A 26,366-nucleotide genomic window follows, 5' to 3' on the forward strand; every position below is an offset into this window, starting at 1 on the left:
ACAACCAGCCGAAATGGCGCAAAACCCCACCTTTTGATCTAGAGAAATTCACCCTGTACTAAGGTATAAGATGCGCGAACCCGGCCAAACGGCCTGCGCGCATCTGCTCAACCGCGCCAAGCCCAGCCTCGGTTCAATGGTATAGGTGTCCAAATCGCCACATGGCACAGTTCTTGCGGTTTGGGCATCAGGTAACCAAGTGTCTTTTTTGAGCCCGAAGCGAAAGTCGCCGCCCCGTGTCGATCGAGCCGAATACAAACAGAAGTGAAAAACAGCAGACTCTGCTGTCGCGTCTGCTCGGCCGCACGCCCGCCTCGGAACCACATTTCACCGAAGCCGAGCTTTACGCGACCCGCAGCAGCGGCGTGATCCGATTGATCGGCAACCCACTGTTGCTTGCCGTCCTGGCAGTGATCAGCTTCGTTTTGATGACCTTCCTTACCTCACAGGTGGTGAAAGACGTCCGTCAGCTGCGCGAATCCACCATCGAAGACATCGAATGGTCGCTGAACGAGGCTGAGGTTGAGTTTGTCTCTTACCAATATGCGCTGCGGCAGGCGTTGCACGGATCGTCTAAATCCTTTGTCACGCTGCGGCGCGAATTCGATATCCTGCAAAACCGCATCGATGATCTGCGCCTCGGCGCGCTTTATGAACCGCTGCGTGCGGTGACCGGATTCGAAGACGCGATCAATGAAGTCGCCCGCCATCTGGAGTTTTCGCTGCCCGCGCTTCGCAGCCCGGACCAGATTCTGGCCGCCTCCCTCGTTCGGATGGAAGAACACGCCATTTCCATGGCCCCCCATATGCGGGCGATGGCTGCAGCGGGTCAGGCCAATTTGGATGTGTTGCTGGACCGTCATCAGCTGGCGCTTTCGACCACGTTGAAGGTGATGGGCGGCTTCGGCTTCCTGTTGATGTCTTCACTTGGGCTGCTGGCCTTTTACTTCAACCGCCTGCGCCGTCAGTCCGAGGCCCGGCGCCGATCGCTGATCGCCGCGGGCAAACGGACCCGTGCGGTGCTGTCCAGTTCACTTGATGCGGTGATCGTCTGCGACGCCACCGGTGTCATCCAGGAGTTTAACAAAGCAGCCGTAGAAACCTTCGGCTATTCCCGTGAAGAGGCATTGGGCCAAACCGTCGGGGCGCTGTTGGTGCCGGCAGAACAGCTGGACGCACACAATCGCGGCATGAACCGCGTCAAACACGGTGGCGGTTTCCACATGGTCGGCAAAGGCCGTGTGCGTATGGAAGCCAAACGCGCCGATGGCAGCCTGTTCCCGATAGAAATGGCGCTGCAGAAAAGCGAAAGTCAGGGCCAGCGGCTCTACATCGCCTTTGCCCGCGATATCTCTTACCGCGTCCGCGCTGAACGTGAGCTGATCGAAGCCCGCGATCAGGCCCGCGCAGGGGAAAAGGCCAAATCCCGGTTCTTGGCCGTCATGAGCCATGAAATTCGCACCCCTATGAACGGCATGCTGGGCAATATGTCCTTGCTTCGCGAAACTGCCCTGACCTCCGAACAGGAGGGGTATCTGGGCAAGATGGAAACCTCGGGCGAACTGCTGCTCAGCCACGTCAACGACGTGCTGGACATTGCCCGCTATGAGGATGGCAAACCTGTTGTGCGCTATCGCCCCACGCGCCTGCGTGAAGTGATCGACAGTGCCGTCGACAGCATGCGCGCCTCAGCCGAGGAACGGGGCAATTCGCTGACGCTGATCTATTCCGGTCCCAAACGGGGCTGGGTCCACAGCGATCCCGGCCGCATTCAACAGATCCTGCTGAACCTCTTGTCCAATGCGATCAAGTTCACCGACAATGGCTCCATCATCGTCGATGCGCGCTGCAAGACCGGTTCAGACCAGGTGGAGATCCACGTCAAAGACGACGGCATCGGCATTGCTGAACCAGATCTGGATCGCGTGTTTGAGGATTTCTTCACCCAGGATGACAGTTTTGCCCGCAAGACCGAAGGCACCGGTCTGGGCCTTGGCATTGTGCGCCGGATTGCCGATGCCATGGGCGGCGATATCAGCGTGACCAGCACATTGGGCGAAGGGGCAACCTTCTCCCTGCGGCTGCCGATCCCGGCCTCCGAGCCGCCCGAAGACGCAGAACCGCCTGCCGCCAAGATGGCAGACGCTGTAGAACAGAACACCACCGACATGCTGAAGGTGCTGGTTGTTGAAGACAATCAGATCAACCGTGATGTCGTGCGCGCCATGCTGACCCGTGAAGGTCACATCGTGGAGGAAGCGCACGACGGCCAATCCGGCGTCGAAAAGGCCAGCGAAAAAGAGTTTGACCTGATCCTCATGGACATCTCAATGCCGGTGCTGGACGGGCGCGAAGCCACGCGTAAAATCCGCGCGGGCAAAGGGGCCTCTGCCAAAAGCCCGATCGTGGCACTGACCGCTCATGTGCTGCCGGAAAACGTCAGCGAATTCCTCGGCCTCGGTATGCAGGATGTGCTGCCAAAGCCGCTGCTGCGACCGGATCTGCAACGCATCATTCGCGATCATGCGCAAGCCGCCAATCGCGATTCCTGCCCAACCTCCATCCGCGTCAACCAGATGCGCCAATTTGTGGACATGGGCGTCAACAAGGCCCTCCGCGAAAGCGTCGGCGAAGCCTATGACATGCTGCTGGCGCAGATGAGCACTGAGTTGCAGGAGCTGCTGACATGGTTGCAGTCCGGCCCACAAGCCCTCGATGAGGTTGGGGAACGCTGCCATAAATACGCCTCCAGCGCCGCGGTCTTTGGCGCCCTGCCTTTGCAAAAGCTGCTGATTGATCTGGAACATGCCGCCAAAGGTGGCGATGAGGTCGAAGTGGCCCGGCGCCTCGAAGGGCTGCCTGAGATGATGCACGACAGCCTCGGCCAATTGCAGGGCTTGCGACCGACCGAACTGCGCGTCTGATCCACAATCTGACGCGACAGCACCCCTGCGCGGCAGTGGCGCAACGTTCTGCTTTTCATCACACAACCAACAGATTGCGGGCTTGGATTGGCCGCCCCTCAACCCTATAAGCGGCGCGACAGCTTGAGGAGGCCCACATGCGGACCGCAACCATCACCCGCCAGACCGCCGAAACCGAAATCTCGGTCGAGATCAATCTTGACGGAACCGGTCGTTACGACAACCAGACCGGCGTCGGCTTCTTCGATCACATGCTGGACCAGCTGTCGCGTCACTCGCTGATTGACATGACCATCCGTGCCAAAGGCGATTATCACATCGATGATCACCACACGGTGGAGGACACCGGCATCGCGCTGGGTCAGGCGCTGACTGCCGCTCTGGGTGACAAGAAAGGTATCAACCGCTACGGCGAATGCCATCTGGCGATGGATGATGCCCAGGTGCGCTGTGCGCTGGACCTGTCGGCGCGTCCCTATCTGATCTGGAATGTCACCTTTGAAGCGCAAAAGATCGGCACCTTCGACACCGAGTTGGTGCGCGAGTTCTTCCAAGGCTTCAGCACCCACGGCGGCATCACCCTGCATGTCGATCAGATCCACGGCTTCAACGCCCACCACGTGGCCGAAGCCGCGTTTAAATCAGTGGCCCGCGCCCTGCGCACCGCTGTGGAAACCGACCCGCGCAAGGCGGATGCGATCCCTTCAACCAAAGGCGCGCTGTAAGCGTTTTAGCGGTGTAAGAATTACGAAAGCGCCCCACTGAGGGCGCTTTTTCATTTCTGGTTGGCTCGACTGGCTTAGGTCTGCCGCTGACGTCGCAGCAACCATTCCGCCAGCAGCGCATTGGGCACCCAGCAGGCCCAGGCGACGATCACATAGCCGGTCTCAAACCCGAACCCCATCGCCAGCAGCGGCAGCTCCAACCGCAGTGTCGTCCCCGCCAGCGTCAACGCTGCCGAGCGGATCATCCAACGGCGGTGATCGGCAATCCGGCGCAGCACCGCCAACCAGACCGCATAGCCCGTGACCGCCATCCAAAGCACCGCCAATAGGCCGAATCCCCAGGCCGCCACCGGCCCGGCGTTGGTCCCGATCGCAATCTGTAGGCCTGCGATCCCTGAAATCAGGATCGCCACCGCATAAAGCCGCCCCAGCCAACGATGCAATGCAGGCCGACGGGTGCGCAGCCGGGTCCAGAATTGGAAGGGCACAAGGATCAACGCCACAGGCGCCAGCAGAATATGCAGATAGAACGCCAGTTCCCGTGCCGGAACATGGTGCATCATATGCGGCATCGTCATCTCCACCCCCCCGATCAGAAACCGCCAGGACGCCAGTGCAATCAGCGGCGTAAACACCCAGACCAAGGCAATCCGGGGCCATTGGGACAGGAACAAATTGGGTTTGGAAATCGGATCAAAGGAACTTGGGGTCATCAGAGAATCTCCTATCAGGGCAAACTTGACACTGTAAAGATAACACCAACTTGACGCTGTCAAGTCGTCCTGTAAATTGGCGATATGAACACGCAATCCACCGCTCACAGCAAGAAACCCCACCACCACGGCGATCTGCGCAGGGCTTTGGTGCAGGCCGGAATTGATCTGCTGGAAGAAGGTGGATTGCCTGCGCTCACCTTACGCAAATGCGCCGCAAAGGCAGGTGTATCCCATGCTGCACCAGCCCATCATTTCAACGGGTTAGACGGGCTAAAGGCCGCCATCGCGCAAGAGGCCTTTCGACGTTTCTCGGCCTCAATGCTGACCGCGGCTGAGGTCGGAGATCCCTCGCCGCGGGGGCGATTGAAATCGATCTGCCGTGGCTATCTGCATTTTGGTCAAACCCACCCTGCCCTGCTGCAGATGATTTTCGGCGTCACCCCAGAAGAGATGGAAGCCGCAGATACCGACACCCCCGGTGACCATGAAAAGGGCACCAACGCCTATCAGATCCTGTCTGAGGCCTGCGCCCCTTTTGTACCCGCCGGCACGGATCCACGGATTGTGGAAATTCAGGTCTGGTCGCTGGCGCATGGCTTCACCTTGCTGGCGCTACCCGGTCGTTTCATCGAAGGAGGCGTAGATCACACGGACGCGTTGTTTGACCAAGTCATGGCGCTGTTGAACCACGTTGGTCCCACCGTCAGCCCTGCATCCCCTTGACCACAGCGCATTTTCCCGTCACTTGATCAGCGAAGCGATACGAAAGGCCCAGCGATGCTGACAGTGATTGTGGATTACGAAAGTGGCAACCTGCACTCGGCCGAAAAGGCCTTTCAGCGTATGGCGCATGAAACCGGCGCGGGTGAGGTCATGGTCACGTCGGACCCTGAGGTGATCCGCACCGCTGATCGCATCCTGCTGCCCGGCGATGGCGCCTTTCCCGCTTGCCGCAAAGCCCTGTTTGACCACCGCGGCGTCTTTGAAGCCATGGAAGAGGTGGTGATCAAAGGCGGAAAACCGTTTCTTGGCATTTGTATCGGCATGCAGATGCTGGCCACCCGCGGGCTGGAATATCACGAAACCGCAGGGTTTGATTGGATCGGCGGTGAGGTGGATAAAATCACCCCAGCGGATCCGTCGCTGAAGGTGCCGCACATGGGCTGGAACGATTTGGTGATCGACACGCCGCATCCGGTGTTTGAGGGGATCAAAACCGGCGATCACGCCTATTTCGTGCACAGCTACCACATGAAGGTCTCAGACCCCGCCACCCTGCTGGCACATGTGGATTATGCCGGCCCGATCACCGCCATTGTCGGCCGCGACAATCTGTTGGGCATGCAGTTCCACCCAGAAAAAAGCCAGAAAACCGGTCTGCGCCTGATTGCAAACTTCCTGACCTGGAAACCGTAAGCGGGCTCAGCCCCCTCAGTCCAAGCCCCTCAGTCCAAAAGATCCAGCGCCGCGTCTGCGCGGGCGCTGAGGTCCAGCGCGTCCATAACCAGCACCCCTTCATAAAGGGTCAGGATCGCGCTGGCTTGCGACGGATCCGGCAGGCGTTTTTGCAGCCAGCCTTCAAACAGATCTGACAACACATGCCCGGCCTGTCGGTGCGGCCCATCGGCCTGCGCAGCGACCGAGAGGATATCAAACCACAGCCGCATATATCCCTGCCCCAGATCGCTTTGCATCAGGGCGCGCACCTCCTCGACAACCGCCACCGCAGTCTCCGCCCGGCCTGAGGGCAGGGCCTCATCCAGATGGCTGGTGAGCGCCTGCGCCAAATGCAGCAACAGGGCTGAGATCACCCCATCTTTGCTGCCGAAATGGTAAATCAACATGCGATCACTGGTGCCCGCTGCCCGGGCTAGGGGCCGCAGGCTGGCATCGCGCAGCCCCTCGCGCAGGACATGTTCGGCCATTGCCTGCAACCAAGCGCGGCGTTTGGGATCAAAGGTCATTTGCTCTTTCATCTTGTAGCATCTGCTACAGTTTGCTTAGCGTAGCAAGCGCTACAGAATCACAAATGAGACTTTACATGCTGCTTTTTATCTCAAGCTTTGCCTCCGCCATTGTCATCGCAACCGCGCTTTTCACCGCCCTCGTTGACCGGCCAACCGGGCTGCGCAGCTGGCTGCTGCCTGCCGCAACCTCCGCCGTGTTCCTGGCTGGATCGCTTGTTGCGGTCTGGGTCGAAGGCCCGATCGGCTTTGTCAAGGATATGGATGCCTCGCTTTGGGCGGTACAAATCTGGGTGGATTTGATGCTGGGCTTTGCCGTCGCCTTCACCGCCATGCTGCCCGAGGCGCGGCGTCAGGGCATGGCACCGTTTCGCTGGGCGCTGCTGCTCTGTGTCTCGGGGGCAATTGGCTTGCTGGCGATGCAGGCGCGGGTGCTTTATCTGCGGGCGCGGGTCAGCTAAGCGTCAGCGCAGCCGTTTCCAGACCTGTTTTCGGCACATCACCTTGCTGCAGCCGGAAAAGGTCAAACGATCGCCACTGACCTGCGCCTCCCCCCGGATTTTCAGGTTCAGAAGCGGTACCCAACCAACGCCCGCATAGGCCCCGTCGCCCTGCGGGCGCATATCCCAGAACAGATCTTTGCCCAGGTTTTTATGGTCAATGGCATTGCCAGCCTTGGCGCGCACCTCAACGATTTTGCCGCAGTAACCCTGACCACAGGCGCGCACCTTCACATGCGCCACCTGGCCTTTGCCATCCGCCGGCGTCAGCCAAAGCCCCATCAATGGATCCGCCGCCACCAGTTGCGGCCACATCATCAAGAAAACGATCAAAAAAAAACGCAGCATCCCGGCCTCCTCGCCCAGATGCTGCGCAGTGTAGCATAGATCGGTGAAAAATTGGTAAACGCGGGGAAATCCCGCTTACTTCACCCGGCTCCAGGTCTGTTTTTTACAAATCGGCCCAACACAGCCTGACACCTTCAGCGTGTCACCAGACAGGGACATTTTCGATTTGTAGATCTTGCCGGTCGAGGGCTGCCAGATTTTGCCGCCCTTGTAGGATCCGCCACCGCGGGATTCCATATCCCAGACCAGCTGTTTTCCGATGTTGTCCGACTGCCATTCGCCGTCCGAATTAAAGGTTCGGCTGATCACCCCGCAGAGCGCCGCCCCACAGGTGGAGAAGGTCACATGCGCATAGTTGCCATCATCAACCTGGGTTTTCCAAACCCCCAGCACCGGATCCGCCATTGCGCCCGCAGCGCCTGCAACGGTTAGTGCGGCTGCCAAAATCAGCTTCTTCATCTCTAGTCCTCCCATATCTGCCCCGATCCTGACCTGTTCGCCCGCATTCGATCAAGCATGACATCGGGGCAAGTTGCATTTCGCGGCCCTTGCGTGCACAAGGCCAGACAAGACCTATAGGACGTTTTTTGGAAAGGACCGCCAGATGATCCTCTACCCCGCCATTGACCTGAAAGACGGCAACGCCGTACGCCTCTATAAGGGCGAAATGGATCAGGCCACTGTCTTCAACGACAACCCCGCCGCCCAGGCGCTGGAGTTTGTTGAGGCGGGCTGCGAATGGCTGCATCTGGTGGATCTGAACGGCGCATTTGCAGGTGAACCTGTCAACGCCGCGCCGGTTGAGGAAATCCTGAAACAGTGCAAAGTGCCCGCACAGCTGGGTGGCGGCATCCGCGATATGGCCACCATCGAACGCTGGCTCGACAAAGGCCTGCAGCGGGTGATCCTGGGGACCGTCGCCGTGGAAAACCCCGATCTGGTGCGCGAAGCGGCCAAGGCCTTCCCCGGTCACGTCGCCGTCGGCATCGATGCCCGCAACGGTCGCGTGGCCACGAAAGGCTGGGCCGAGGAAACCGACGTGATGGTCACCGATCTGGCAAAATCCTTTGAAGACGCCGGCGTTGCCGCGATCATCTACACTGACATCAACCGCGATGGCGCCATGCAAGGCCCCAATGTCGAAGCCACCGCAGATCTGGCCAACGCGGTCTCAATCCCGGTGATTGCCTCGGGCGGTGTCAGCTCGCTGGATGATCTGCGCAACCTCAAATCCTGCGGCGCACCGCTGAACGGTGCGATCTCTGGCCGGGCGCTCTACGATGGCGCCATCGATCTGGCCGAAGCACTCTCGGTCCTGAAAGCCTGATCGCTTTCAACGGTCCACAAATACTCTGGGGGAGGCGCATAGCGCCGGGGGCAACGCCCCCGCCCCCATACCTGTCCTACTCAACCACAACAGGCCTGCGCAGATTGACGCAGCGCGACAGCAGGCCGCGTGGTCTGTGCCTCCGCGATATGATCCCCTCACCTCAGCGCAACAGAGGATCAAAGGAGGCGTCGCCATGCCTGCCTCACGTATCAGATCGGACATCACATCCGACAAGCTCCCCCCGCACTCACATCTGTGGACCCATCACAGCGACGGTGATTTTCTCGATTGCTACAGCTGTACCTCCAACCTCCCCCCACAGGAGGCTGTGCAACTGGCGTTGACCATGCCCGGCTGGGCCGAGGCGCTTCTGAAGCTACGCAATGTTCTGGTGAAACCGCTGGGCCTGAAAACCGAGGTCGATGATCGCGACGCTGGTGATGCGATTTTCCCGATCACCTATGAGAGCGACAGTGAGTTGCTGATGGGCACCAACGATCGCCACCTCGATTTCCGCATTGCGATGATGCAGCATGAGGGACGTGTTTACATGTCAACCTGGGTGCATCCGCACAACCTGCTGGGCCGCGCCTATCTGCAGGTGGTGATGCCGTTCCATGTGTTGATCTGCCGAAGCTCAATCAAACGGGTCGCCGCTGAGGGGCTGGCAACGGCCTGAGCCAACGCCGCACCCGCATTCCCGGCAGCATCCCCGATTGCATCCTTGGCCCCTGCCCCTTAAGGATTGGGCTGACGCGCCAAGGAGCGCAATAGAGGACGCCAACATGCTGAAAACCCGCATCATCCCCTGCCTGGACGTGGCCGATGGCCGTGTGGTGAAGGGCGTGAACTTCGTTGGTCTGCGCGATGCAGGCGACCCTGTCGAATCCGCCAAGGCCTATGACGCCGCCGGCGCGGATGAGATCTGTTTCCTCGACATCCATGCCACCCATGAAAACCGTGGCACCATGTATGACATGGTCCAGCGCACTGCTGAGCAGTGCTACGTCCCGCTGACCGTGGGTGGTGGCGTGCGCACAGTGCAGGACGTGCGCAACCTGCTTCTGGCCGGTGCGGATAAGGTCAGCTTCAACTCCGCCGCCGTGGCCAACCCCGATGTGGTGGCCGAAGCCGCCGATCAGTTCGGCAGCCAATGCATCGTGGTGGCGATTGACGCCAAAACCATCGGCCATGACGCGGATGGCACCCCCAACAAATGGGGCATCTTCACCCACGGCGGCCGTAAGGCGGCACTGGATGCCGAGGGCAACCCGATCGACGCGGTCGAATTTGCCAAACTGGTCGAAGCCAAAGGCGCCGGAGAGATCCTGCTGACCTCCATGGACCGCGATGGCACCAAGGCGGGGTTCAACCTGCCTTTGACCAAAGCGATTTCCGATGCGGTGGACATTCCGGTGATTGCCTCGGGCGGTGTTGGCAACCTGGACCACCTGGTCGAAGGCGTCACCAAAGGCGGCGCCAGCGCGGTTCTGGCCGCCTCGATCTTCCACTTCGGGGACTACACCGTGCGCGAAGCCAAAGAGCACATGGCCGCCGCCGGAATTGCGATGAGGATTGAATGATGACCCTCGACGATCTTGCCACCATCATCGCCGCCCGTGCCGAAGCGGATCCAGAAAGCAGCTGGACCGCCAAACTGCTGGCCAAAGGCCCAGAGAAATGCGCCGAGAAATTTGGCGAGGAAGCGATTGAGGCCATCATCGAAGCGGTGAAAGATGACAAGGCGGCCCTCACGTCCGAGGCTGCGGATGTGCTGTTTCACCTGCTTGTCATGCTGCAATCGCGCGGCGTAGCGCTGGGTGACGTAATGGCCGAACTGGCCCGCCGTCAGAGCCAGTCTGGCATTGCCGAAAAGGCATCGCGCAGCAAATAATCCGGTCAAAGTTTTGAGGAGATGACGCCGGTGGCAAAGCCGCCCATGCGCAATTCCCCAAACAGGCGTTGATACTCGATCTTCGGGCAGCGGTTCATCACCACATCCACCCCGCGCGCGCGGGCTTTCGCAGCGGCTTCAGCATGTTCCACGCCGATCTGCATCCAGATGGTCTGCAGATTTGGGAAGGCCTCCAACGCCTCATCCACTATCGCAGGCACATGTTCTGAGCGGCGGAAAATGTCCACCATATCCACTCCGCCCTCAATGTCAGTCAGCGCCGCCACCACGGTCTGGCCAAACAGGCGTTTGCCCGCATGGACCGGATTGACCGGCAGCACGGTGTAGCCCTTCAGACCCAGATAGCGCGCCACATAGTAACTGGGCCGCACCGGGTTCATGGAGACCCCCACAACCGCCACCCGTTTGGTGCGTTGCAGGATCCGCTTCAGCTCATCATCGCTATAACTTTCACTCATGTCCTATGCCTAGCTGGTGACGTGGGCAAAGAAAAGGCGCCCAAGGGGGGACCTGGGCGCCAGTACGGAACGAGGGACAGTGAATTGAGACGCGGAGGTTCCAGTCACGCGTCTCTCATAGATTGAGATAGGGGGCCGGCCTGCGATTTCAAATATCTGCTCAAGGATTTGTGATCTGCGCCGGGTGCCTGCCCCGTACCGCCGCGTATTGCGATCAATCAAAGATGTCCTCAACCGCGTCGACGATTTCCTCAAACAGTTTACGCCCCCAAGGTTTTCTGCGCTTCTGTTTGCGGGTTTTATGCGGCTTATAGCTTTCTGGCCGGGCCTGCGGGTAAGGGTCGCGGTAGTAAGTCTTTTCACGCGGTTGCACACCGCTGACCTCGGGCGGAACAGGCTGCGATGGCACCCGTTTCATATTGTGCAAAGGCGCCCCGCAGGAGCCGCAGCTTAACTCATGCTGCACACGGCCTGAGAGTACCAGTTCGGAGCGGCGACCACAGTAACAGCAGGTGGCGATTTTTCGTGAATGACCCATGCGGGCAGAGTTATGTGCTCTGCCCGTAAACACAAGGTCCGGCGCGGTGAAACCTTACGGTTTCGCGGCATAAAGCGCGACAGCCGCCGCGTTTGAGACGTTGAGTGAGCCAAAGCCGCGGGCGAAATCGATTTTCACCAGTTTATCGCAGGTCTCTTTGGTCTTCTGACGCAGCCCCGGCCCTTCGGCCCCCATCACCAAGGCAATGGGCTGGTCACGGTGGCCTTCCACAGCGGCGTCGATGGTTTCATCTGCTTCACCGTCGAGGCCCAGAATCAGGTAGCCCATGTTGCGCAGCTCTTCCATGCCATCGGCCAGATTGCGAATACGCAGGTAGGGCTGACGCTCCAGGGCGCCGCTGGCGGTTTTGGCCAAGGCGCCGGTTTCAGGGGCGGAATGGTGGCGGGTGCCAACCACTGCACAGGCGCCAAAAACCTCGGCCGAGCGCAGAATCGCCCCGACGTTATGCGGATCCGTGACCCGATCCAGCATGACAACCCGCGGCACCAGCCCCGGCTCACCCGCACAGACGTGATCAAGTTTGCCCCAATCCAGCGGCTTCACCTCAAGTGCTGCGCCCTGGTGCACTGATTGCGGATCTAGCGGCGCGTTGAATTTGCGCGGATCCACCAGTTCAGGGGTGATTCCCGAGGTGGCAATCGCCTCGGCCAGTTTGTCGCTGGCATTTTTGGTCACGATCAGCCGCAGCTTCTGACGGTTCGGGTTTTCCAGCGCATCACGCACCGCATGTAGGCCAAACAGCCAGACTGTTTCAGCCGCGGCTGCCTTTTTGGTCTGTTCTTTGGCGACCACCCACTTTGGCTTTTTCATGCCGAAAACCTTTCCATCCGGGTTGCCGCGCTTAATGCGCTGGAGAAGTGTCAGCTGCAAGATATTTTCTGGTTGACGCCCCCTTCGCGGCACCGTAAACACCGCCTCACCGAACGGCAGCGCCGCTCGGTAGTGGGCGACAGGCCGCAAGGTGTGGCAGGGGACTGTAACTCCCTCGCGGAGACGCACGCTTGGTTCGATTCCAAGGTCGCCCACCATCTTCTCTCTTAAAGAATGATGGTAGGAACGCAGCGCAAGGCGTTGTTTTATTGTATTTATTCCACGACAGACAATCGCCTAAGCTGACGCCAGATCGCGACAGATGCCGCGATAATCAACGCGATGACACCGGTGGTCAGCACCGATTTTGCGATGGTTGCAGCGCTTGCAATGGGCACGATCACGGGCAGCGGCAGCGCCGCACTCAGCATCAGGATGACGCTCAGGTTTTCGCTATAGTCTGCCGCCGCTGCGACAAGGCCGAGCCAGCGTGCGAATCGTAGCGCGGCGACTGGAAAGACTGCCGAATCCTGCGATTTCGATTCGAGCCACCGGCAGAGCGTCCAGAAAACCGCAGCCATCAGCGCGGGGTAGATCAGATCCAACGGAATCTGCCGCCAGAGATAGAGCGCACGCCCTTTTTCGCCCAGCGCGTTCAGAAGGGCTTCGGCCTCCGCCGCTGAATACCCCATCGGGCGCAGATCAAATGCCGGCTGGCCGGCAATGTCCGCAATCCAGGCCAGTGGTCCCAGCACCATCATCAGATAGATCGGTAGTGCCAGCGCCAGAACGGCCAACACCTGCCGCCCGCTTGTCTGTTTCCTTTTGGTCATCGTTTCACTTCCAAATTTCGTTTCTGATGGTCCCGATCTAGCCGCCTCACCCTCCGGGGCGCATTATCATCGGATAAGACCGGACCCATTTTGGACAACTCTGATGCATGCACTTCTTGATCTCTTGCAGTCGGCGGGACTGCCCGCGGACACGGCCCAGCGGCTGGCAGCATTGTTTGGGCAGGAGGTTGCCGCTAAAGGCAGCGTCATCTGCCAGCAAGGAGCACCGGAACAGCGGGAGATCTTGCTGCTCACAGGTGCGATGGTCAGCCTGATCTGCGATGCTGACGGGCGCGAGGTCTGCACCGGGCTGCATCAAGGCCCCACCGTCCTACCGCCACATATCGCACGCAGTCAGGACGGCAGGTCCCTGACTGAGATTCGCACGCTCAAAGACAGCACAGTCGCAACTATTGCTGCCTCAGATCTGGAGGCGGAAATGCTGCGCGACGTGGATGTGCGCAACTGGGCCAACGGCATTATGCGCGCCGAGATCACCCGACGCGCCCAACGCGAATGGGCGCTGGCCGCCCTGCCCGCATCCGAGCGTCTGGCCTGGTTCCGCAAGGTTCACCCCAATCACGAAGCGCTGTTTCCGCACACCTTCATCGCCAGCTATCTGGGCATGACACCTGTCACCCTCAGCCGGTTACGCAAAGCGGCAGAATAAGACGCTACTGGATCTCCACCCCTGCGCGATCAAAACTGGCGCTATCTGTGCTCAGGTCATCATAGAAAATCTCAACATAGACTTTCTCCACCGACTGCGGCGGCAGACCTGAGATCGGCAACCAGTCACTGGGGATCGCGTTTGGCGTGGCCGAGGCCTCATCACAGGGGGGCAGATCATAGACCTGCAAAGGCCCATCGTTTAGCGAATAGCGCATTGCGCTCAGCCCGCAGCGCCAGCTCATCAGATGGGTGAAGTAGACCAAATCGTGACCATCATATTCACGCACGGCCACCCAATTGCCCTTGGTCATCGTCAGGATCGGCTTCACCTCCGTCGCGGTGGTGAATTTACCCGTGGCGACCTGAGGTTCGGCCTCTGCCACAACAGGTGCTGCGGCAGCAGGCTCCGCCGTCTCTACAGGTGCGGGCGTGGCGGGCGCGGCCGTATCGTTGGCCATTTCAGCCCCCTGATTGCCCTCACCGCCGCCAACAGCCATGGCCACGATCATCAGTAACACATCCAGCATAATACCCTCCTACGTCAAAATATCTGTTTGAACACTGTCCCATAGGCGTTCGTGCCCCTATAGTGACCGAAAAATGAGGTCGGGGCAGTTCAACTATGGCCAAAGCCGCAGCGAAAAGCCAATCTTTCAACGTGATGATTGTCGCCCAAGCCGGGCGGCTGCAGTACGAGGCGCTGTTGTTTGCGGCCTCATTCCACAAGGCCAACCCCGATTTTCCCGGCCGTTTTTTCATCGCCATCCCGGAACCCGGCCCCCTCTGGCGGGAGGATCCGCGGGTGCTGGATCCTCAGGTCATTGACCTGTTGCAAGGGTTCGGGGCCGAGCTGATCCACTTCAAATCGCGTCATTTTGGATCGGCCTACCCCTATGGCAACAAGATTGAGGCGCTGATGGCCCTGCCCAAGGGGGAGCCGTTTGTGTTTTTCGACACGGATACGCTGATCCTTGATGACCTGACCAAGGTGCCGTTTGATTTTGACACCCCCGGCGCCTCTGAACGGGTTGAAGGCACCTGGCCCACGATTGAGCTTTATGGCCCCGGCTATAATGACATCTGGGGCGCGCTCTATGACCGGTTTGATCTGGATTTCGAAAGCTCCCTCGATCTGGAGGAGCCGGATGAGTTCTGGCGCCGCTATCTCTATTTCAACGCAGGCTATTTCTTCTACCGCTGCCCACATGAGTTTGGCGCGCGGTTTGCTGAATATGCGCTGTCGATCCGTGACAACCCGCCGGCAGAACTGGTCTGTCAGGTGTTGGATCCTTGGCTGGATCAGGTTGTGCTGCCCTTGGTCATCCATTCACTGGGCGGCGGACGCGGCGCCCTGCCTGACGGATTGCTGGATGGCTCCGTCAGTTGCCACTATCGCTGGATGGCGCTGCTTTATGCCCGCGAAAGCGATGCGGTGATCGAACTGGTTGAGGATCTGGCAAGCCCCAACAAGATGAAGCGGGTGCTGAAGGAATATGAGCCGATGAAACGGTTCATCTTTCAGAACAAAGGCAACAAGGCCCGTGGTCTGTTTGATCGCGAAAACCTGCCCCGCAAGGAACAAAAGATCCGCCAGCGCCTGAAGAACCACAAATTGTGGATCCGCTGAGTGATGCTGTGCGGCCGGTTCACAAGCGTGATTCTGAGCCCCACAGCGATCCACCCAAGCCTTGATAGGAACAATCGTCTGGATTCGCCGCCCTAACCGGACCTTTTTCCGTAACTGAGCCCACTTAGGCCCGTTATAGTTGTCGATCGTTCTTTGATCCCCTATCCATTTTGTCAACAAAACCAACATTTGTTCCAACAGAGTTCTTGAGGAGGAACCCCGCATGACCGACGCCCCGAACTATGGCTTCGACACGCTGCAAATCCACGCAGGCGCCCGCCCCGATCCGGCCACTGGTGCCCGCCAGACCCCGATCTATCAGTCGACCGCCTATGTGTTCCGCGATGCAGACCACGCGGCCGCGCTGTTTAACCTGCAAGAGGTGGGTTACATCTACTCACGTCTGACCAACCCGACCGTGGCGGTTCTGCAGGAACGTGTGGCCACGCTGGAAGGTGGCGTTGGTGCGGTTTGCTGCTCGTCGGGTCACGCAGCCCAGATCATGGCGCTGTTCCCGCTGATGCAGCCGGGCAATAACGTGGTGGTCTCGACCCGTCTTTATGGCGGCTCGATCACCCAGTTCAGCCAGACCATCAAACGGTTCGGCTGGTCGGCCAAGTTTGTTGATTTCGAAGATCTGGCCGCGGTTGAGGCCGCCGTGGATGACGACACCCGCGCGATTTTCTGTGAATCGGTGGCCAACCCCGGTGGTTATGTGACCGACCTGCCGTCGATTTCAGCCATTGCCGACAAGGTTGGCCTGCCGCTGATCGTTGATAACACTTCGGCCACGCCCTACCTCTGCCGCCCGATCGAACACGGCGCGACATTGGTGGTGCATTCGATGACCAAATACCTGACCGGCAACGGTTCGGTCACCGGTGGTGTGGTTGTCGACTCGGGCAAGTTTGACTGGTCCGCCAGCGACAAATTCCCGTCCCTGTCGGCGCCGGAGCCCGCCTATCACGGCCTGAAGTTCCACGAGACCTTTGGCCCGCTGGCCTTCACCTTCCACGGCATCGCCATTGGTCTGCGTGACCTTGGCATGACGCTGAACCCGCAGGCGGCACATTACACGCTGATGGGGATCGAAACCCTGTCGCTGCGGATGGAGCGTCACTGCGAAAACGCCCAGAAGATCGCCGGTTGGCTGGAAGGCAACGACCACGTCGAAGCCGTCACCTACGCGGGCCTCGACAGCTCGCCCTATAAAGCGCGCGGCGAAAAGATCTGCCCGAAAGGCACCGGTGGCCTGTTCACCGTGGCACTGAAAGGCGGCTACGATTCCTGCGTCAAGTTCGTCGACAGCCTGAACCTGTTCAGCCATGTCGCCAACCTCGGCGATGCACGCTCATTGGTGATCCACCCGGCCTCCACCACCCACCGCCAGCTGACCGAAGAGCAGCAGGTTGCGGCTGGTGCTGGCCCGAATGTGGTGCGGATCTCCATCGGGATCGAAAACGCCGAAGACCTGATTGCGGATCTGGAACAGGCGCTGGCCGCATCGGCCTAAGCCTCTGCGTAGAAAAAGAAAAAGGCCGGGGAGCTCCCCGGCCTTTGCTTTGCTGGCAGTGCATTGCGCTTACTTCAGTTCCAGCACCACGGTGACCTGCTGGTTCAGGCTCAACTCACCTGCTTCAACGGCCATATCTGACCCAACCGCCATTTCCATCCGCATCATCGGCATTGGCACATCGTGGCTGCCCGCCTCTGAGATAGAGACGACATTGCCCAGCTCAACACCGGCAGATTCGGCATAAAGGGCTGCTTTGGCCAGCGCATCCTTCATCGCGGTCTGACGTGCCTGATCCTGCGCCGGGCGCGGTTCTGACAGGCCAAAACTCAGCCCACCAAAATTATTCGCCCCATCCTGCAGCGCCGCTGTCAGCACCGGCCCCAGCTGATCCAGATCACGCACCTGCACCCGCAGGGAATTTGACGCTCGATAACCTTCGATCCGTGGCTGGTTGTTGCGGTCATAGTTTTCCACCTGATGCAGCGACAGGTTTGAGGTCTGCATATCGGCCTCAGCGATCCCCATCATCTTCAGCCGGCTGACCACAGCCTGCGACGCCTGGGCGGTCTGCATCATGGCGATTTCCGGCGTGTCGGCCATCTGCTGCACGCCCAGCGAAATCGTTGCCATGTCGGGTGTCGCCGCGACGACACCTTCGCCGGTCACCGTGATGTGGCGCACCATGTCTGCCCAGCCCGCTGCCGGCACCGCCATCATCGCTGCGACCATCGCGGGCGCCACCATTTTGTGCAACAACTTCATGTATCCCTCCTTCAAAGGTTTCTCCCCTAGAGGTGTCTCTTTGGCACAGCGCCTGCAAGGGGGAGTGTGACGGCTCCCTTCCCCTCGGCAAGAAGCTGCTTTATTCTAGGTTTGGGGTGCAAAGGGGGTCCCTTTGCGAAGTGGAGGATGCTAGAGCGAACTCATGAAGCCGAGTTTTGCATTATCGCTTTCGTTTGAAGGCATTGACCTGTTGCACCGGGCCGATGATGGCTGGCGTGCTGTGGGTCGTGTGGCCTTTGAAGATGAGGATCTGGGCGCGGCTTTGACAGGCCTGCGTGAACAGGCGCTGTTGCTCAGCCCTGAGGGGATCACCAGCAAACTGATCCTGCCTGAAGACCAGATCAAATATGTCAGCGTGCCCGTAGGCAAAGCGCCTGCCACTGAACATGAGAGTCTGGCCCATGCGGCGATTGAGGGCACAACCCCCTATGCGCTGGCGGATCTTGCGATTGACTGGCAGTTGAACGGCCCGGTTCTGGAGGTTGCCGCCGTTGCGCGCGAAACCCTGGCCGAGGCCGAAGCCTTCGCCCATGAACATCAGTTCAACCCGGTGAGTTTTGTTGCCCAGCCCGCAGGCCCCTACCCGGGCGAGCCTTTCTTTGGCGGCACCCATGCGGCAACCGAATTGTTTGGTGGCCGGGTTGAGCCGGATGAAGACGCGGTTGCCGTCATTGGCCCAGCCAAGTTTCCAGCGCCGGAACCTGAGGTCAGCGAACCGGTCCCGGAACCCGAGGTGATTGCCGCGCCCGCGCTGGAAACCATTGCGCCCCCCGCCATTGACGAAACGCCTGCGGAGGGCGCGGTGGAAGCGCCGCAGCCTGAGGTCACACCAGCACCTGTTGCAGAGCAGCCCGCGCCGCCTGTGCCAGAACCGGCAGCTGAATCAACACCTGAGCCGATTGAAGCAATCACAGCCCCTGCGGTGGAGGTGATTGATCAGCCTGTCGATTACGCGCAGATGGCCGCCAGCATAGAAGATGAGTTGAGCCCGGCCATCCCGCTGACCCCGGAAGAACTGGAATTGATCGAAGCCGCCGAAGCGCGCGGCAACGTCGAAGGCCCGGAAGACACCGCTGAGATCCCAAGCGATCTGGAAGAGTTGCAACATGACCTCTTCGCCGCGCCTCAGGCTGAGGTGCCCGCAGAGCCTACACTTCCAAATCCTGAGGATATTCTGGCGGTAGACGCCCCTGCCACTGCAGGCAATCCAGTGGAAGCCACTCCGGACACGTTGCCGCCAATGTTTGGCAGCAGCCGGGCCAAGGCGGCGCAGGCTGAAACACCCGCAGGGGAAGAGGCACCAAAGCCCGAGGCCAACAGCGCCCTCTCCTTCGCCAGTGTGCGCGCCCGCCGCGGCGCCACTGACGAAGACACAGGCAAAGCCGCGCCGCGCCTTGATGGGGCCAGCCGCACCAGCCCAGAGGTCAACGGTGTGCGCAAGCTGACGCTGCGCCCGGACAAGGCCGCAGCCACGCCCGCAGAGACAGGCACAGATGAGGCAGGCACCGGCGCGCCAGCCCTGGACGTCGATGTCAACGCCCCAACAGTGCCCCCGATCAGCGATGAGGCCGCACCGGCAGTGAACGGGGCCGCCCCATCTGGCGGCGACATCAGTGAAGACGCCGAAGCGCAGCTCTTGGATGCTGCGGCCAGCCTGACACCCGCGATCGAAGAGACCGAGATCCCTCCCGCCCCTGCCGAGACCGACGCGCCAGAGGCTGCGGTGGAGGTGCCTGCGCCGGGCAAAGCCCCTTCGCGCCGCGCGAAGCGGCAGCAGGAGGCGCGTAAAGAAAAGCAGCAGATGACCGTCTTTGGCGCACGTAAGAGTGAGCAAGAGGTTGTTGTTGGCGGCAAGCCACGTTTCCTGGGGCTGATCCTGACCGCGCTGTTGCTGCTGTTCCTGGTCGGCATGGCCGCCTGGGCCTCATTGGGCGAAGAAGGCATCGCCGGTCTGTTCCGCAGTTCAGAGCCTACTACCACCGCTGAGGTGCTACAGGCCGAAGCAGAGCAAGAGGCCGCCCCGGCTGAAGATCTCGCCGCGGCAACGGCCCCAGCAGCGGCAGCTGACCAGCCCGTCGCAACGCCTGCCCCCCAAGAGGCAGAAACCACGCTGGCAGAGGTCGACCTGCCTGCGGTCGAAGGTACGGCGGTAGAAGCGGCCCCCGATACATCCGAAGTCGCTTCGCTGTCGCCCGAACTGCAATACGAACCCGAAGCGCCCGCCGCCCCTGATGCGGCCACCAGCGCGCTGACTGATCCCGCTCTGGTCGAAGGGGATGAGGCGTTGACCGCGCTTGATCCCGAACTACAGGCGGAACCCGAAATTACGGAAACGGCCCCCGCCCCTGAGCTGAGCACTGCGGAACGCTATGCTGTCTCGGGCGTCTGGCAGGATGCGCCGGCCCAGCCCTCCGCCCCGGCAACGGCGGGTCTGGGTGACCTCTATATCGCATCGATTGACCCGGCTGTGCCCTCCTTTGACGCTGTGGCGCTGCCGGATGAGGCGCGGGTGCAATCAGACACCACCCCGCCACAACAAAATTCCCCCGCCGCTGCGGGCACTGAATTTACCTTTGACCAGCGCGGTCTTGTCACGGCCAGCCCTGAGGGCACGATGACCCCGGATGGCATCCTGATCTTCTCAGGCCGCCCGCCGGTCCTGCCGAACAGCTTTCCCGCCCGCACCGTTGTTGCGCCTGAAGGCATCAGCGAGGCGGAACTGCTGCGCCGCTCAAAAATCCGGCCCAAGGCACGGCCGGAAGACCTGATCGAATCCAACGAACGCAGCGTTCTTGGCGGCCGCACCCGCACCGAATTGGCGCAGCTGCGCCCCAAAGCACGCCCGGACAACCTGCGCACCGCTGCAAACAGCACCGATGACGGCGACCGCCTAGCCCTGCTGAACAGCGCGTCTGCGCCGCTCGTGGACCTGTCGGGCGAAACCCGCGATGCGATCAACGAAGCGGTGGCCCAATCGGTTGGTGCCACATCGCTGCGCCCGATGGCGCGTCCCAGCAATCTGAATACATCAAACACCGAAAGCGTGCAGGTGGCCGCCGCCGTGCGTGTACAGCCGCAGCTGCCAACCTCGGCTTCAGTCGCGCGGCAGGCGACGGTGAAAAACCAGCTGAACCTGAGGAAAATCAACCTGATCGGGGTTTCTGGCCAGCCCAGCAACCGCAGCGCCCTCGTCCGATTGGCGTCGGGCCGGTACAAGAAGGTGAGCGTGGGCGATCGTCTGGACGGCGGGCGCGTGGCCTCCATCAGCGAAGGCGAGCTGCGCTACACCAAATCTGGACGTACCATCACCCTGAAAATGCCGCGCGGCTAAGCCCGCCCTTACGCCTCAGTATTGAGCGGCACCTTGCGATGGGCACTGCCCCAGGCGTGTAGCGCCATCACCACCTCGCGCAGAGCTTGCCCCTTCTCGGTCAGGGAATACTCGACCTTCGGCGGCACAACGGCGTAAACCTCCCGGTGCAGGATCCCGTCGGCTTCCAACTCGCGCAGCTGCTTGGTCAGGCTGCGCTGCGTCACATTCCCCACCCGGCGCAGCATTTCGTTAAAGCGCAGGGTCTCATCCAGCAGATGGTAGATGATCAGCCCTTTCCACTTGCCCGCAATCTGTTCCAGCGCCGCCTCAACCGGGCATCCGTCATTACAGCCATAGTCGGCAAATCGCTGGGTGCTCTGCTGTTCTACAGTATCCATATTGTACCTATAGGCCAAAATAGTGCGTACTTGTTCGCATTGTGTCTACTCCTTCATATGGCAGGTGAATCAGCTTTGTCAAAAGGAGAGCCCCATGAAAGCGATCGGCTATACCACTGCAGGCCCAATCGATGCACCGCAGCCCCTGCAGGATTTCACCGCCCCCCGGCCCGAGGCAACGGGCCATGATCTACTGGTCAAGATTCAGGCGATCTCGGTCAATCCGGTTGACTATAAGATCCGCCAAAGCCGCGCACCGGAGGGGGACAGTCCCGCCATTCTAGGTTGGGACGCTGTGGGTGAGGTGGTTGCGACCGGCGAACTGGTCACCAGCTACCAGCCCGGCGATACCGTCTGGTATGCCGGCGCTATTGATCGCCCCGGCACCAACGCCGAATATCATCTGGTGGATGAACGCATCACCGGCCGCGCGCCGAGCTCAATCCCCGCGGCCGAAGCGGCCGCCCTGCCCCTGACCACCCTGACGGCGCATGAGATGTTGTTCGACCGGCTGCGGGTCACTGATCCGGTGCCCGGTGCGGCGCCGGCTGTAGTAATCGTCGGCGGCGCAGGCGGTGTTGGCTCCATCGCGATCCAGCTGTTGCGGGCGCTGACAGATCTGACGGTGATCGCAACCGCCTCACGGCCGGAAACGCAGGAGTGGGTGAAATCCCTCGGCGCCCATCACGTGTTGGATCATCACCAGGCACTGGCGCCACAGATCGCTGCCTTGGGGATTGGCGCCCCGGGCTATGTCTTCTCTACCAATCAGACCCATGCCTATATCGAACAGGCCGCTGAGTTTCTGGCACCGCAGGGTCGCTTTGGCCTGATCGATGACCCTGAGCATCTGGACGTCCGCCCCTTCAAGCTCAAGTCGATCTCCACTCATTGGGAGTTGATGTACACCCGGTCACTTTTCGGCACAGCGGACATCACCCGCCAGCGGGATATTCTGAACGATGTTGCCGGGCTGATTGACAGCGGCAAGGTGAGGTCCACCGCGACCGAGGCGATGGGCGAGATCAACGCCGCCAACCTGATCCGCGCCCATAAGCTGCTGGAGACCAACACCGCCAAAGGCAAAATCGTGCTGGAGGGGTTTGGCACCTGACGCCCAACGGCTGAAACGAAAAAACCCAGCCGCACGAGGAAAGCCGTGCGGCTGGGCCGATGCCAGGGGTGGAGCCCCGGCAGAAAGATGGGCTGGGCAGTTGACCTGCCGCGCGCCCTCCCCGTCTGACCGTCTGATGCGGTCTTCACCGGCAAGGGCTTACTCAGCCGCTTGGATTTCGCCGTTTTCGATCTGCTCACGCTCAATCGATTCAAACAGCGCTTTGAAGTTGCCTTCGCCGAAGCCATCGTCGCCTTTGCGCTGGATAAACTCGAAGAAGATCGGACCGATCACAGTTTTGGAGAAGATCTGCAGCAGGATTTTGGTCTCACCGCCATCCACAACACCTTCGCCATCGATCAGGATGCCGTGTTTCTTCATGCGCTCGATCGGCTCTTCATGGCCAACCACACGTTCGTGGCTCAGGTCATAGTAAGCGTTCGGCGGTGCCGGCATGAACTTGATGCCATTTTCCGAGATTGCATCGGTCGAGGCGTAGATGTCTTCGGTGCCTACAGCGATGTGCTGGATGCCTTCGCCTTTGTACTTCTTCAGATAGGCCACGATCTGACCAGTTTCACCGCGGTCTTCGTTGATCGGAATGCGGATCCGGCCACAGGGCGAGGTCAGAGCGCGGCTGAGCAGACCGGTGTATTTGCCTTCGATGTCGAAGAAACGGATTTCACGGAAGTTGAACAGATCGCCGTAGAACTTGAACCACTTGTCCATGTTGCCTTTGAACACGTTGTGGGTCAGGTGATCGAGGTAGTAGAAGCCCACACCTTCCGGCTTGGAGGTGCCCAGCCAGTCGAAATCGGCGTTATAGGGCGACTGGTCGTGGCTTTCGTCGGTGAAATAGATCAGCGAACCACCGATGCCTTTGATCGCGGGCCAGGCCAGGGTCTTGTCATCCGCGTCATAGGGTTCAGCACCCATTTTGACGGCGTGGTCATAGGCATGCTGCGCATCCACAACGCGCCAGCCCATCGACGGGGCACAGGGGCCGTGTTCTTCGACAAAGCGGCTGGCGAAGCTGCCCGGTTCATCATTCAGGATATAGGTCACATCCCCCTGCTGCCACAGTTCGATGTTCTTGGTCTTGTGTTTGGCGACCTTGACGTAGCCCATCTTGGCGAACAGCTCACGCAGTTCTTCCGCATTGGGGTGGGCGAATTCTACGAATTCGAAACCGTCGGTACCGGCGGGGTTTTCGGGGCTGATTACGGCCTTGGGGGCCATGTGCGGGAACGGACCCATGGGTGCCTCCTGAGTGTTGGTTACTTGCTATGTTAAGCATGCCGCAAAAGATGTGGGAATTTTGCGCATTTTACGCTGGCGAAAGCGGTTGTCATGCGGGATCTACGCACTATCTAGGTGGAAAACGTCAATTTGACGCACGAGAGGCATCATGCTGGATGACACCGACAAACGGCTGCTGGCCGCGCTGCAACAAAACAGCCATCTGACGACTCAGGAACTGTCAGACATGCTGAACCTTTCGGCCTCGCAGGCCGGGCGGCGACGCCAACGGCTGGAGGCTGAGGGCTATATCCGCAACTACACGGCCCGGTTGGATCCGGCGCGGCTGGGTCTGAGTGTGCAGGCCTTTGTGCAGGTGCAACTTGGCACCCATGGACCGGATCAAAGCCAAAGCTTTGCCCGTCTGGTGAACTTGCGTCCCGAAATCACCAGCGCCTGGACGCTCACCGGCGATGCCGACTACCTGCTGCGGGTCTATTGCGAAGATCTTTCCGCCCTCAACAGCCTGATCCATGAGGTGCTGCTGCGCCACGAAGCGGTCAGCCGGGTGCAGAGCCAGATTGTGATGGATCAGTTCAAGCAAGACGCGCCGCTGCCAACCTGACATAGTGGGCCCCACAGCTACCTGACCCCAACTGCCTGCTAAGGCGCAAAAAATCGCCGGAGACCATGCAAGAGTTTCTCTTTTCCGCTTCTATCTATCTGATCGCCGCCGTGATCGCCGTGCCGCTGGCCGCGCGTTTGGGGCTGGGATCTGTTCTGGGCTACCTCAGCGCCGGGATCGTGATTGGCCCCGTTCTGGGGCTGGTCGGCTCTGAAACGCAGGATCTGCAACACTTCGCTGAATTTGGCGTGGTGATGATGCTGTTCCTGATCGGCTTGGAATTGGACCCAAGGGCGCTCTGGGCGATGCGGCACCGGCTGATCGGGTTAGGTGGTTTGCAAATCACCCTAACGATGGCCGCGATGACTGCGCTGTCGATGGCATTGGGGCTGGAATGGAAACCTGCGCTGGCGGTTGGGATGATCTTCGCGCTCTCCTCCACCGCGATTGTGCTTCAAACCCTGTCCGAGAAGGGGCTGATGCAGACAAACGGCGGGCGTTCCACCTTCTCGGTCTTGCTGACACAGGATATCGCGGTGATCCCGATGCTGGCGCTTTTGCCGCTATTGGCGATGTCACCCTCGGGGCCAACACCCGGGGGCGGCAGCGACGGCCATGCAGGCGCACCGGGTGGCATGTCACTGGTTGAGGGGCTACCGGGTTGGGGCGTCACACTGGTAACCCTTGGCGCCGTCGCGGCGGTCATTCTGGCGGGTATCTTCCTGACCAGACCGCTGTTTGCCTTCATCCACCATGCCCGGTTGCGGGAAATGTACACGGCCCTGGCCCTGCTGATCGTGCTGGGGATCGCTGCCATCATGACTGCTGTGGGCCTTTCGCCTGCGCTTGGCACGTTCCTCGCCGGCGTTGTGCTGGCCAACTCGGAATTCCGTCATGAGCTGGAAAGCGACATCGAACCCTTCAAGGGGCTGCTGCTGGGACTGTTCTTCATCACGGTTGGGGCGGGTATCGATTTCAACACCTTCTTCAGCGCACCGATGGATCTGATTGGCCTGACGCTGACCGTTCTGCTGATCAAAGGCGCGATCCTTTACCTGCTGAGCCATATCTTCAACATCAAAGGCCGGGCGCGGTGGCTGTTCACCCTGTCACTGGCGCAGGCTGGTGAGTTTGGCTTTGTCCTGCTGTCGTTTTCCCGCCAACAGAACGTGCTGCCGGGACAGCTGACCGATACGCTGTCACTGGTGGTGGCCCTGTCGATGCTGGCAACCCCGCTGCTGTTCATCATCTATGACCTTCTGTCCAAGACGATGAAGGACAGCGACACCTTCGAAGAAGATGAGATCGACGAACACGGCCCTGTCATCATTGCAGGCATTGGCCGTTTTGGTCAGATCGTGAACCGTCTGGTGCAATCCAGCGGCTTCAAAACTGTGGTTCTGGACAATGACATGGGCACCATCCAGCTGATGCGCCAGTTTGGCTTCAAAGGCTTCTTTGGCGATCCCTCCCGGCCTGAGCTGCTGCATGCCGCCGGTCTGAAAGAGGCCAGCGTTCTGGCCGTCACTTTGGATGATCGCGCTGCCGCCACACGGCTGGTTGGCTTCGCCCGCCGCGAACGCCCTGATCTGCACATCATTGCCCGCGCCCGCGACCGCACCCATGTTTTTGAACTCTACCAGGCCGGGGCCAATGACATCGTGCGCGAAACCTTCGACAGCAGTCTGCGCGCCGGACGTTACGTGTTGGAGAACATCGGCCTCAGCGAATATGAGGCCGCTGAGGCCGAACGGGTCTTTTTCCAGCACGACCGGATGGCGATCCGCGAATTGGCGCAGGTCTGGGATCCCAACACGCCCTCGGCGCAGAACAAGGCCTATGTGGCCCGCGCCCGTGAGTTGGAGAAAGAACTGGAAATGGCCCTGTCGACCCAGCTGGAAACCCGGCGCGAAGACAAAGACAGAGACGAAGCATAAAAAACAAAGGGGGCCAAGCAGCCCCCTTTTTGATGCGTGTTATGTGCGGACTTATGCTGG

Annotated in this window: 28 protein-coding genes and 1 tRNA gene; 17 read left to right on the forward strand and 12 right to left on the reverse strand. The window is 60.2% G+C overall.

All coding sequences use genetic code 11. The annotated features are described in order from the left end of the window. The first annotated feature begins 236 nt into the window (after positions 1-236). Positions 237-2,924: an ATP-binding protein gene (locus TL5118_RS17810; protein ID WP_058244197.1), complete on the forward strand. Its 2,688-nt coding sequence runs from the start codon at positions 237-239 to the stop codon at positions 2,922-2,924. Positions 2,925-3,061: 137 nt separating this feature from the next. Further along, positions 3,062-3,649: an imidazoleglycerol-phosphate dehydratase HisB gene (hisB, locus tag TL5118_RS17815; protein ID WP_058244198.1), complete on the forward strand. Its 588-nt coding sequence runs from the start codon at positions 3,062-3,064 to the stop codon at positions 3,647-3,649. Between the two features lie 74 nt (positions 3,650-3,723). Here hisB and TL5118_RS17820 read toward each other — a convergent pair whose 3' ends face one another. Next, the gene (locus tag TL5118_RS17820) at positions 3,724-4,362 is read right to left on the reverse strand and encodes a DUF2306 domain-containing protein (RefSeq protein WP_082626332.1); all 639 of its coding nucleotides are present in this window, start codon (positions 4,360-4,362) and stop codon (positions 3,724-3,726) included. Between the two features lie 84 nt (positions 4,363-4,446). On the opposite strand from TL5118_RS17820, the gene TL5118_RS17825 reads away from it, so the two are divergent. Both TL5118_RS17825 and hisH read left to right on the forward strand, forming a co-directional pair. Next, a complete protein-coding gene (locus TL5118_RS17825) occupies positions 4,447-5,088 on the forward strand; it encodes a TetR/AcrR family transcriptional regulator (RefSeq protein ID WP_058244199.1) in 642 nt (213 codons plus the stop codon). Between the two features lie 54 nt (positions 5,089-5,142). Then, entirely contained in the window at positions 5,143-5,781 is a 639-nt protein-coding gene (gene hisH / locus TL5118_RS17830; protein ID WP_058244200.1) for an imidazole glycerol phosphate synthase subunit HisH, read from the forward strand. A 29-nt stretch (positions 5,782-5,810) separates the two neighbouring features. On the opposite strand, the gene TL5118_RS17835 is transcribed toward hisH, so the two are convergent. After that, entirely contained in the window at positions 5,811-6,341 is a 531-nt protein-coding gene (locus tag TL5118_RS17835; protein ID WP_082626333.1) for a TetR/AcrR family transcriptional regulator, read from the reverse strand. Between the two features lie 65 nt (positions 6,342-6,406). On the opposite strand from TL5118_RS17835, the gene TL5118_RS17840 reads away from it, so the two are divergent. Continuing rightward, entirely contained in the window at positions 6,407-6,790 is a 384-nt protein-coding gene (locus tag TL5118_RS17840; protein WP_058244202.1) for a hypothetical protein, read from the forward strand. A 3-nt stretch (positions 6,791-6,793) separates the two neighbouring features. Here the strand turns inward: TL5118_RS17840 and TL5118_RS17845 are convergent, their stop codons facing one another. Both TL5118_RS17845 and TL5118_RS17850 read right to left on the reverse strand, forming a co-directional pair. Next, positions 6,794-7,177 (reverse strand): DUF2147 domain-containing protein, encoded by a 384-nt coding sequence (locus TL5118_RS17845; protein WP_058244203.1) that lies wholly within the window; start codon positions 7,175-7,177, stop codon positions 6,794-6,796. A 75-nt stretch (positions 7,178-7,252) separates the two neighbouring features. Further along, complete coding sequence (locus TL5118_RS17850; RefSeq protein WP_058244204.1) at positions 7,253-7,636, reverse strand: DUF2147 domain-containing protein; 384 nt, start codon at positions 7,634-7,636, stop codon at positions 7,253-7,255. A gap of 145 nt (positions 7,637-7,781) precedes the next feature. Between TL5118_RS17850 and hisA the strand changes: the two genes are divergently transcribed. The 4 genes from hisA to TL5118_RS17870 all read left to right on the forward strand — a co-directional run bounded on the left by hisA (position 7,782) and on the right by TL5118_RS17870 (position 10,401). Continuing rightward, complete coding sequence (hisA, locus tag TL5118_RS17855) at positions 7,782-8,504, forward strand: 1-(5-phosphoribosyl)-5-[(5-phosphoribosylamino)methylideneamino]imidazole-4-carboxamide isomerase (RefSeq protein ID WP_058244205.1); 723 nt, start codon at positions 7,782-7,784, stop codon at positions 8,502-8,504. 196 nt (positions 8,505-8,700) lie between these two features. Next, positions 8,701-9,186: a DUF2867 domain-containing protein gene (locus TL5118_RS17860; RefSeq protein ID WP_058244206.1), complete on the forward strand. Its 486-nt coding sequence runs from the start codon at positions 8,701-8,703 to the stop codon at positions 9,184-9,186. Between the two features lie 106 nt (positions 9,187-9,292). Then, positions 9,293-10,090: an imidazole glycerol phosphate synthase subunit HisF gene (gene hisF / locus TL5118_RS17865; protein WP_058244207.1), complete on the forward strand. Its 798-nt coding sequence runs from the start codon at positions 9,293-9,295 to the stop codon at positions 10,088-10,090. Continuing rightward, entirely contained in the window at positions 10,087-10,401 is a 315-nt protein-coding gene (locus TL5118_RS17870) for a phosphoribosyl-ATP diphosphatase (protein WP_179945295.1), read from the forward strand. The genes hisF and TL5118_RS17870 overlap by 4 nt, the downstream gene beginning before the upstream one ends. A 5-nt stretch (positions 10,402-10,406) precedes the next feature. On the opposite strand, the gene TL5118_RS17875 is transcribed toward TL5118_RS17870, so the two are convergent. The 3 genes from TL5118_RS17875 to rlmB all read right to left on the reverse strand — a co-directional run bounded on the left by TL5118_RS17875 (position 10,407) and on the right by rlmB (position 12,249). Continuing rightward, on the reverse strand, positions 10,407-10,880 hold the full coding sequence (locus TL5118_RS17875; RefSeq protein ID WP_058244209.1) for a CoA-binding protein: 474 nt from the start codon (positions 10,878-10,880) through the stop codon (positions 10,407-10,409). 214 nt (positions 10,881-11,094) lie between these two features. Continuing rightward, the gene (locus tag TL5118_RS21650; RefSeq protein ID WP_242601811.1) at positions 11,095-11,298 is read right to left on the reverse strand and encodes a hypothetical protein; all 204 of its coding nucleotides are present in this window, start codon (positions 11,296-11,298) and stop codon (positions 11,095-11,097) included. A gap of 174 nt (positions 11,299-11,472) precedes the next feature. Next, on the reverse strand, positions 11,473-12,249 hold the full coding sequence (gene rlmB, locus TL5118_RS17885; RefSeq protein ID WP_058244211.1) for a 23S rRNA (guanosine(2251)-2'-O)-methyltransferase RlmB: 777 nt from the start codon (positions 12,247-12,249) through the stop codon (positions 11,473-11,475). Positions 12,250-12,383: 134 nt separating this feature from the next. On the opposite strand from rlmB, the gene TL5118_RS21435 reads away from it, so the two are divergent. Continuing rightward, positions 12,384-12,467: transfer RNA gene (locus TL5118_RS21435), tRNA-Tyr, on the forward strand. A gap of 57 nt (positions 12,468-12,524) precedes the next feature. On the opposite strand, the gene TL5118_RS17890 is transcribed toward TL5118_RS21435, so the two are convergent. Then, entirely contained in the window at positions 12,525-13,082 is a 558-nt protein-coding gene (locus tag TL5118_RS17890) for a hypothetical protein (protein ID WP_058244212.1), read from the reverse strand. Between the two features lie 103 nt (positions 13,083-13,185). Here TL5118_RS17890 and TL5118_RS17895 point away from each other — a divergent pair, with 103 nt between their 5' ends. Continuing rightward, positions 13,186-13,752, forward strand: a complete 567-nt coding sequence (locus TL5118_RS17895) for a Crp/Fnr family transcriptional regulator (protein ID WP_058244213.1) — start codon at positions 13,186-13,188, stop codon at positions 13,750-13,752. A gap of 4 nt (positions 13,753-13,756) precedes the next feature. Here the strand turns inward: TL5118_RS17895 and TL5118_RS17900 are convergent, their stop codons facing one another. Continuing rightward, positions 13,757-14,281, reverse strand: a complete 525-nt coding sequence (locus tag TL5118_RS17900) for a hypothetical protein (RefSeq protein WP_058244214.1) — start codon at positions 14,279-14,281, stop codon at positions 13,757-13,759. 95 nt (positions 14,282-14,376) lie between these two features. Here TL5118_RS17900 and TL5118_RS17905 point away from each other — a divergent pair, with 95 nt between their 5' ends. Then, positions 14,377-15,381, forward strand: a complete 1,005-nt coding sequence (locus TL5118_RS17905; protein WP_058244215.1) for a GT-B fold glycosyltransferase domain-containing protein — start codon at positions 14,377-14,379, stop codon at positions 15,379-15,381. A 223-nt stretch (positions 15,382-15,604) separates the two neighbouring features. After that, positions 15,605-16,894: an O-acetylhomoserine aminocarboxypropyltransferase/cysteine synthase family protein gene (locus TL5118_RS17910; RefSeq protein ID WP_058244216.1), complete on the forward strand. Its 1,290-nt coding sequence runs from the start codon at positions 15,605-15,607 to the stop codon at positions 16,892-16,894. A gap of 69 nt (positions 16,895-16,963) precedes the next feature. Here TL5118_RS17910 and TL5118_RS17915 read toward each other — a convergent pair whose 3' ends face one another. Continuing rightward, complete coding sequence (locus tag TL5118_RS17915; RefSeq protein WP_058244217.1) at positions 16,964-17,659, reverse strand: SIMPL domain-containing protein; 696 nt, start codon at positions 17,657-17,659, stop codon at positions 16,964-16,966. Positions 17,660-17,822: 163 nt separating this feature from the next. Here TL5118_RS17915 and TL5118_RS17920 point away from each other — a divergent pair, with 163 nt between their 5' ends. Continuing rightward, complete coding sequence (locus TL5118_RS17920) at positions 17,823-21,011, forward strand: hypothetical protein (protein WP_058260814.1); 3,189 nt, start codon at positions 17,823-17,825, stop codon at positions 21,009-21,011. An 8-nt stretch (positions 21,012-21,019) separates the two neighbouring features. Here the strand turns inward: TL5118_RS17920 and TL5118_RS17925 are convergent, their stop codons facing one another. Further along, the gene (locus TL5118_RS17925) at positions 21,020-21,391 is read right to left on the reverse strand and encodes a winged helix-turn-helix transcriptional regulator (RefSeq protein WP_058244219.1); all 372 of its coding nucleotides are present in this window, start codon (positions 21,389-21,391) and stop codon (positions 21,020-21,022) included. Between the two features lie 94 nt (positions 21,392-21,485). Here TL5118_RS17925 and TL5118_RS17930 point away from each other — a divergent pair, with 94 nt between their 5' ends. Then, positions 21,486-22,505, forward strand: a complete 1,020-nt coding sequence (locus TL5118_RS17930; RefSeq protein ID WP_058244220.1) for a zinc-binding alcohol dehydrogenase family protein — start codon at positions 21,486-21,488, stop codon at positions 22,503-22,505. Between the two features lie 159 nt (positions 22,506-22,664). On the opposite strand, the gene hppD is transcribed toward TL5118_RS17930, so the two are convergent. Then, positions 22,665-23,762 (reverse strand): 4-hydroxyphenylpyruvate dioxygenase, encoded by a 1,098-nt coding sequence (hppD, locus tag TL5118_RS17935; protein WP_058244221.1) that lies wholly within the window; start codon positions 23,760-23,762, stop codon positions 22,665-22,667. Positions 23,763-23,913: 151 nt separating this feature from the next. Between hppD and TL5118_RS17940 the strand changes: the two genes are divergently transcribed. Both TL5118_RS17940 and TL5118_RS17945 read left to right on the forward strand, forming a co-directional pair. Next, positions 23,914-24,369 (forward strand): Lrp/AsnC family transcriptional regulator, encoded by a 456-nt coding sequence (locus tag TL5118_RS17940; protein WP_058244222.1) that lies wholly within the window; start codon positions 23,914-23,916, stop codon positions 24,367-24,369. 65 nt (positions 24,370-24,434) lie between these two features. After that, a complete protein-coding gene (locus tag TL5118_RS17945) occupies positions 24,435-26,306 on the forward strand; it encodes a monovalent cation:proton antiporter-2 (CPA2) family protein (RefSeq protein WP_058244223.1) in 1,872 nt (623 codons plus the stop codon). The last annotated feature ends 60 nt before the right edge of the window (positions 26,307-26,366 follow it).

Origin of the sequence: Thalassovita autumnalis (assembly GCF_001458255.1) — a bacterium.
Classification (GTDB): Bacteria; Pseudomonadota; Alphaproteobacteria; order Rhodobacterales; family Rhodobacteraceae; genus Thalassobius; species Thalassobius autumnalis.